Genomic DNA, 6,324 nt, shown 5'->3' with positions numbered 1-6,324 from the left:
GCGAATTTCCCGGTGACGGATGGCAAAGGCATTGTTGTTATCGGGTGGGGAGAAAAATGTAGTGCCGAGCTACGCTCGGCTCCGAGCGAAGCGACCCGCCTTTGCTCTGCTTTTCTTTTGATCTTCCGTGGCTGACGCACACGGAAACTGTCAGAGGCCGGTCGGGGTGGGCTGCGCAGGGGCGTGAGCCGCATGGATGCGGCGACCGAGCTTACATGGACGTACTTGCAGCGACCCCTGCGCAGCCCACCCCGACCGGCCAAGCCCGGCTGTTGCTCTCAGCCACGAGGGGCTCCGCCGTTGGCCGTACCCAGCCGATAGGCGCGATAATGCCCCGATGGAAACCGTCCGCATCGCCACCCGCAAGAGCCCGCTCGCCCTTTGGCAGAGCGAACACGTCGCCGACCGCCTGCGCCAGGCACATCCCGATCTGCACGTGGAACTGGTGCCGATGAGCACCCGCGGCGATGAAGTGCTGGATCGCTCGCTGGCAGCCATCGGTGGCAAGGGCCTGTTCCTCAAGGAACTGGAACTGGCCATGCTGCGCGGCGAGGCCGACTGTGCGGTGCATTCGCTGAAGGACGTGCCGATGGAGCTGGATGCGCCGTTCGCACTGCCGGCGATGCTGACCCGGCATGATCCGGCAGACGGCTTTGTCTCCAACCTGTATGCGTCGCTGGATGCGCTGCCGATCGGTGCCCGCGTCGGTACCTCGTCACTGCGCCGGCAGGCCCAGCTGCGCGCGCTGCGCCCGGACCTGGAACTGCTGGACCTGCGCGGCAACGTCAACACCCGCCTGGCCAAGCTCGACAACGGTGGCTACGACGCCATCGTGTTGGCGGTGGCTGGTCTTGAGCGGTTGGGCCTGGGGGGGCGCATTGTCGCCCGCCTGCAGCCGCCGCAGTGGTTGCCGGCGCCGGCGCAGGGCGCGGTGGCGGTGGAGTGCGATGGCGGCAACGCGGCGCTGATGACGCTGTTTGCAGGCCTGGATGACGCCGCCACGCGCGCCTGTGTGGAAGCGGAGCGGGCCATGAACCGCGCGCTGCACGGCAGCTGTCATGTGCCGGTGGCGGCGATCGCGCAGTGGCAGGGGCAGGATCTGCACCTGCAGGGTCTGGTCGGCAGTGCCAGTGACGGCCGCGCGGTGCGTGCCGACGCCGTGGGGCCGGCCAGCGACCCGGAAGTGCTGGGCCAGCGCGTGGCGAAGATGCTGCTGGAGGCGGGCGCCGGCGAGCTGTTGAACGTCTGAGTTCGCTGGATCGTGCCCACCAAGGTGGGCACCTACCGGAAAAGGAAACGGGCGCCTGGCGCCCGTTTCGCTTACTTGAACTTGTAGACCACGTTCATCGTGGTCAGCGTATCGGTCTTGCGCTTGTCCTCGGCGACGTCGCTGTTGTAACGCGCCTGCCAGCCGGCCTTCAGCGCCAGATGCTCGTTCATGCTCACCGAGACACCGAAATCGTTCTGGCCGAAGGTGTTGTACGAACCGGATTCGACCAGCAGGGTGTTGATCAGGTCGGTGTTGTCGGTCAGCGAGTACTTCAGGTCGAACAGGCCGCGACCGATCAGGCCGGTGCGGGTGCGGTCGTCCTCGGTGCTGTGGGTGCGGCGCACACCGGGGCCGATCTGCGCGTCGAACGAGAAACGCTCGGTGTTCCACAGCCGGGTGCCGTAACCCAGACCGAACGAGCTCTGCCGATCGTAGGTGGCGAAATCATCACGCTCGGTACGCACCGTGGCGGTCAGCTGGCGATGTTCGCCCAGCTGCAGCGCGCTGCCAGCACTGCCGGTGTAGCGGTTGGCGGTGGTGTTGTTGCGGCGGGTGGTGGTGCCGTCGTCGCTGGTCTCGATCACCTTGGAGCTGGAGCGCAGGCCGAACAGGTCCATGCTGTGCACCCAGTCGCCATCGGTGTAGCGCAGGCGCAGGCGGCCGTTGAAGCTCTCGGTGCTGCTGTTGCCACGTGCCGACGCGAAGCCGAGTTCGCCACCGCTGCCACTCCACGGCGAGGACATCGCCGCCAGTTCGGAGGCATCCTGCGCATACGCCAGCGGGGCGCAGAGCAGCAAGGGGACCAGCAGGGACACGCGCAGGGACATCGAGGCTTCTCCGAAGCGATTGGCAGCCGGTGATGATACTGGAAGCGTGATGACCGTCCGAATCGCCCGTCCCGCCTGCTTCAGCAGGCGTTGTCGGCGAGCCCTATTCAGGGCAGATCGACCTGCAGGGCCGGATCGTTGAAGCGCGAGTAGCGCAGCCGCAGCTGGAAGGGTTTGCCGTTGTTGTGGCCACTGCGCACGATCTGCCGGGGCAGGCCCTGCGCATCCACCCAGTACTCCAGGCGCTCACCGGCGGTGGCGCCACGCAGGCGGTAGTGGCGCGTGCTGACGCCATCCAGCGTCTGCTCGCCCAGATCTTCGGCCTGCAGGGCCTGCGCGGGGATATCGGCGGGCAGCGGGCTGCGCCATTGCTCCAGCAACCCCGGCGGGGTCGGCACCTGGCGGATCGCATCGTCGGCCTGCAGGAACATGGTGTCGCCGATGATCACCTGCGGCCCGGCAGGGGTCTGCACCCGGAACCGATCCGGGGCAACGAAGTCCATCGCGGTGCGCACCGGCTGCTGCGCGCCCAGCACCTCCAGCTCGGCGTGGAAGCTGCGCAGGGCGGCAAATCTCTGGCTGGCAGACAGCACCGCCTGTGCCGGATCGGCAGCGGGGACGGGCGTTGCAGCATCGGTGGGCGCCGGTGCGCGGTCGCAGGCGGCCAGCAGCAGGCAGGCCAGCAGGGGCAGGACAGACAACCGGCGCATCGGGCGCTCCGCAGGGCAGGGGCGCCCACGATAGCCCAATCGTCCGCCACAACGCCCGAGACTCGGACATAATCGGGGGCATGGACCGATACGAACGCATCACCGCCCTGCATCGTCTGCTCAAGTCCGCACGCTATCCGGTGACGGTGGCGACCCTGCAGGACAAGCTCGGTTGCTCCCGGGCCACCGTCTACCGCGACCTGGCGTTCCTGCGCGATGCGCTGATGGCGCCGATCGAGGGCGATGGCGAGGCAGGCTTCCGCTACCTGGCCGACGAGAGCGACCGCTTCGAGCTGCCCGGGCTGTGGCTGAGCTCGGAGGAGCTGCACGCCCTGCTGGCCTCGCAGCACCTGCTGGCGCGTACCGGCGGCGGCGTGCTGTCTTCGGTGCTGGCACCGCTGCAGCAGCGCATCGAGAGCCTGCTGGCCGCCCAGGCAGGTGTTTCCAGCTGGCCGGTGGACCGGGTCCGGGTAATCCCGCACCGTGGCCGCAAGTTCGATGAAGCCAGCTTCCGTTCGGTCGCCTCGGCGGTGCTGGAACGCAAGCAGCTGGGCTTTGAGTACCGTGCCCGCTCGACCGACGAAGCGACCAAGCGCACCGTATCGCCGCAGCGGCTGACCCATTACCGCGACAACTGGTATCTGGACGGCTGGGACCATGATCGCGAGGCCCTGCGCAGCTTCGCGGTGGACCGCATCTACAAGGCGCGGGTGATCGACAGCACCGCCCGCGATGTCGCCGACAGCGAGCTGGACGAGCAGCTGGGCGCCAGCTACGGCATCTTCTCCGGTGCGCCGAAGGGCTGGGCAACCATCCTGTTCAGTGCCAAGGCCGCGCGCTGGGTGGCCGATGAGCACTGGCACTCCAAGCAGCAGGGACGCTTCCTCGCTGATGGCCGTTACGAACTGAAAGTGCCCTACAGCGTGTCGCGCGAACTGTTGATGGACGTGTTGCATTACGGGTCCGATGCCGAGATCGTCGAACCGATGATGCTGCGCGAGCAGGCCAAGGCGTTGCTGGAACTGGCCCTGACCAACTACGAAAAATCCTGACACCTCCCCCCGAGATCGATTGCGCCCATGAAGAAGACCCTGTTGCTGCCCCTGTTCGCCGCTGCGCTGGCACTGACCGCCTGCGGCAAGTCCGGCGAGCCTTCGCAGAAGCTGGTGGTGGCCGCCACCGCCGTGCCGCATGCCGAGATCCTGGAAGTGGTCAAGCCGATCCTCAAGCAGGAAGGCGTGGAGCTGGACGTGCGCGTGTTCAACGACTACGTGCAGCCCAACGACCAGCTGGTGCAGAAGCAGGTGGATGCCAACTACTTCCAGACCGAGCCGTACCTGGACGCCTACAACCGCGATCGCAAGACCGACCTGACCAAGGTGGTGGGCGTGCACATCGAGCCCTTCGGTGCGTACTCGCGCAAGATCAAGTCGCTGGCCGAGCTGCGTGAAGGGGCCGATGTGGTGATCCCCAACGACCCGAGCAACAACAGCCGTGCGCTGATCCTGCTGCACAAGGCCGGCGTGATCGAGCTGAAGGACCCGACCAACGCGCTGGCCACGCAGCGCGACATCGTGTCCAACCCGAAGAAGCTGAAGTTCCGCGAGCTGGATTCGGCCATGCTGCCGCGCGTGCTGGACCAGGTCGATCTGGCCCTGATCAACACCAACTATGCGCTGGATGCCGGTCTCAACCCGACCAAGGACGCGCTGGCGATCGAGAGCAAGGACTCGCCGTACGTGAATTTCCTGGTTGCCCGCCCGGACAACAAGGACGACGCCCGCGTGCAGAAGCTGGCCAAGGCGCTGACCAGCCCGCAGGTGAAGACCTTCATCGAGACCAAGTACAAGGGCGCGGTGCTGCCGGCGTTCTGACCGCGGCGATCCGCTGACGATGCCTGTGGTGGGCGTCGACCTGGGTCGACACTGCCCTTCCTGTAGAGCCGAGCCCACGCTCGGCTCTGCTGTTTTCGGCATTCCACCAACGGCAGCCGAGCATGGCTCGGCTCTACTAATGTCAATCGACGTGGAAGGCGAGGGTGGCGGCCACGGCCTGCTGCCATCCGGCGTAGAGTTTCTCGCGCCGGGCCACCGCCATCTGCGGTTCGAAGCGGCGATCCAGCCCCCACTGTGACGCGATCTGCTCGCGGCTTTCCCAGAAGCCGACCGCCAGCCCCGCCAGGTAGGCCGCACCCAGCGCGGTGGTCTCGGTCAGCCGCGGGCGCAGCAGCGGCACGCCGAGGATGTCGGCCTGGAAACCGGCGAGGAAGTCGTTGCCGATCGCTCCCCCATCGGCACGCAGTTCACTGAGCGAGATGCCCGCATCGGACTGCATCGCGTCCAGTACGTCGCGGGTCTGGTAGGCCATCGCCTCCAGTGCTGCCCGCACGAAGTGCGCCTTGCGGGTGCCACGGGTCAGGCCGAACATCGCACCGCGTACGTCGCTGCGCCAGTACGGTGCACCCAGGCCGACGAAGGCCGGCACCAGATACACCCCCGCGCTGTCCGGCACCTGTGCGGCCAAGGCCTGGCTGTCGGCGGCGCGATCGATCATGCGCAGGCCATCGCGCAGCCACTGCACCACCGAGCCGGCGACGAAGATCGATCCTTCCAGCGCGTACTCCACCTTTCCATCCAGGCCCCAGGCAATGGTGGTCAGCAAGCCATTGCGCGAGCGTACGGCCTGCGTGCCGGTGTGCATCAGCATGAAGCAGCCGGTGCCATAGGTGTTCTTGACCATGCCCGGCTGGAAGCAGGCCTGGCCGAACAGCGCGGCCTGCTGGTCGCCGGCGATGCCGGCAATCGGGATCGGATGGTCGAAGAAGAACTGCGGGCGCGTGTGCGCGTATACCGAACTGGAATCGCGCACCTGCGGCAGCATCGCGCGCGGGATGTCCAGCAGTGCCAGCAGGTCATCGTCCCATTCCAGGGTATGGATGTTGAACAGCAGCGTGCGCGCGGCGTTGCTGTAGTCGGTCACGTGCGCCTGGCCGCCGCTGAGATTCCACACCAGCCAGCTGTCGATGGTGCCGAACAGCAGCTCGCCACGTTCGGCCCGTTGCTGCGCGCCTTCGACGTGATCGAGGATCCAGCGGATCTTGGTGGCCGAGAAATAGGCGTCGATCAGCAGGCCGGTGCGCTCGCGGATCAGCGCTTCGTGGCCGCCGGACTTCAACCGCTCGCAGATGGCCTGGCTCTGCCGCGACTGCCAGACGATGGCGTTGTGGATCGGCTGGCCGCTGGCGCGGTCCCAGACCACGGTGGTTTCGCGCTGGTTGGTGATGCCCAGCGCCGCGATGTGGCGGGGATCGATCTGTTCGCGGCTGAGCAGTTCAGTGATCGTGGCGTAGACGCTGGTCAGGATCTCGCGCGGGTCATGCTCAACCCAGCCCGGCTGTGGAAACACCTGGGTGAACTCGCGCTGCGCGCTGCCGACGATGTCGCCGCCACGATCGAACAGGATCGCGCGCGAACTGGTGGTTCCCTGGTCGATGGCCAGCACGTAGCGGGGCGTCATG

At 66.9% G+C, this 6,324-nt stretch carries 6 protein-coding genes; 3 read left to right on the top strand and 3 right to left on the bottom strand.

Annotated features, from left to right (window positions below):
- The first annotated feature begins 337 nt into the window (after window positions 1–337).
- Window positions 338–1,249, top strand: coding sequence for a hydroxymethylbilane synthase (hemC, locus tag GIW57_RS09005; protein WP_100462318.1), 912 nt, complete (start codon window positions 338–340; stop codon window positions 1,247–1,249).
- Between the two features lie 71 nt (window positions 1,250–1,320).
- On the opposite strand, the gene GIW57_RS09000 is transcribed toward hemC, so the two are convergent.
- On the bottom strand, window positions 1,321–2,097 hold the full coding sequence (locus GIW57_RS09000; RefSeq protein WP_100462319.1) for a DUF481 domain-containing protein: 777 nt from the start codon (window positions 2,095–2,097) through the stop codon (window positions 1,321–1,323).
- 107 nt (window positions 2,098–2,204) lie between these two features.
- A complete protein-coding gene (locus GIW57_RS08995) occupies window positions 2,205–2,807 on the bottom strand; it encodes a hypothetical protein (RefSeq protein WP_032976576.1) in 603 nt (200 codons plus the stop codon).
- Between the two features lie 80 nt (window positions 2,808–2,887).
- Here GIW57_RS08995 and GIW57_RS08990 point away from each other — a divergent pair, with 80 nt between their 5' ends.
- Together GIW57_RS08990 and GIW57_RS08985 are read left to right on the top strand one after the other, a co-directional pair.
- Window positions 2,888–3,859 (top strand): YafY family protein, encoded by a 972-nt coding sequence (locus GIW57_RS08990; protein WP_025877388.1) that lies wholly within the window; start codon window positions 2,888–2,890, stop codon window positions 3,857–3,859.
- A 27-nt stretch (window positions 3,860–3,886) separates the two neighbouring features.
- Window positions 3,887–4,681 carry a MetQ/NlpA family ABC transporter substrate-binding protein gene (locus GIW57_RS08985; protein WP_100462323.1) on the top strand — a complete coding sequence of 265 codons (795 nt, stop codon included), beginning with the start codon at window positions 3,887–3,889 and terminating at the stop codon, window positions 4,679–4,681.
- Between the two features lie 142 nt (window positions 4,682–4,823).
- Here GIW57_RS08985 and glpK read toward each other — a convergent pair whose 3' ends face one another.
- Entirely contained in the window at window positions 4,824–6,323 is a 1,500-nt protein-coding gene (gene glpK / locus GIW57_RS08980) for a glycerol kinase GlpK (protein WP_236510112.1), read from the bottom strand.
- Between the last annotated feature and the right edge of the window lies 1 nt (window position 6,324).

Origin of the sequence: Stenotrophomonas sp. PA-6-5C, assembly GCF_021605635.1 — a bacterium.
Taxonomy (GTDB): Bacteria; Pseudomonadota; Gammaproteobacteria; order Xanthomonadales; family Xanthomonadaceae; genus Stenotrophomonas; species Stenotrophomonas lactitubi.
This window is presented reverse-complemented; position numbering and strand designations above follow the sequence as displayed.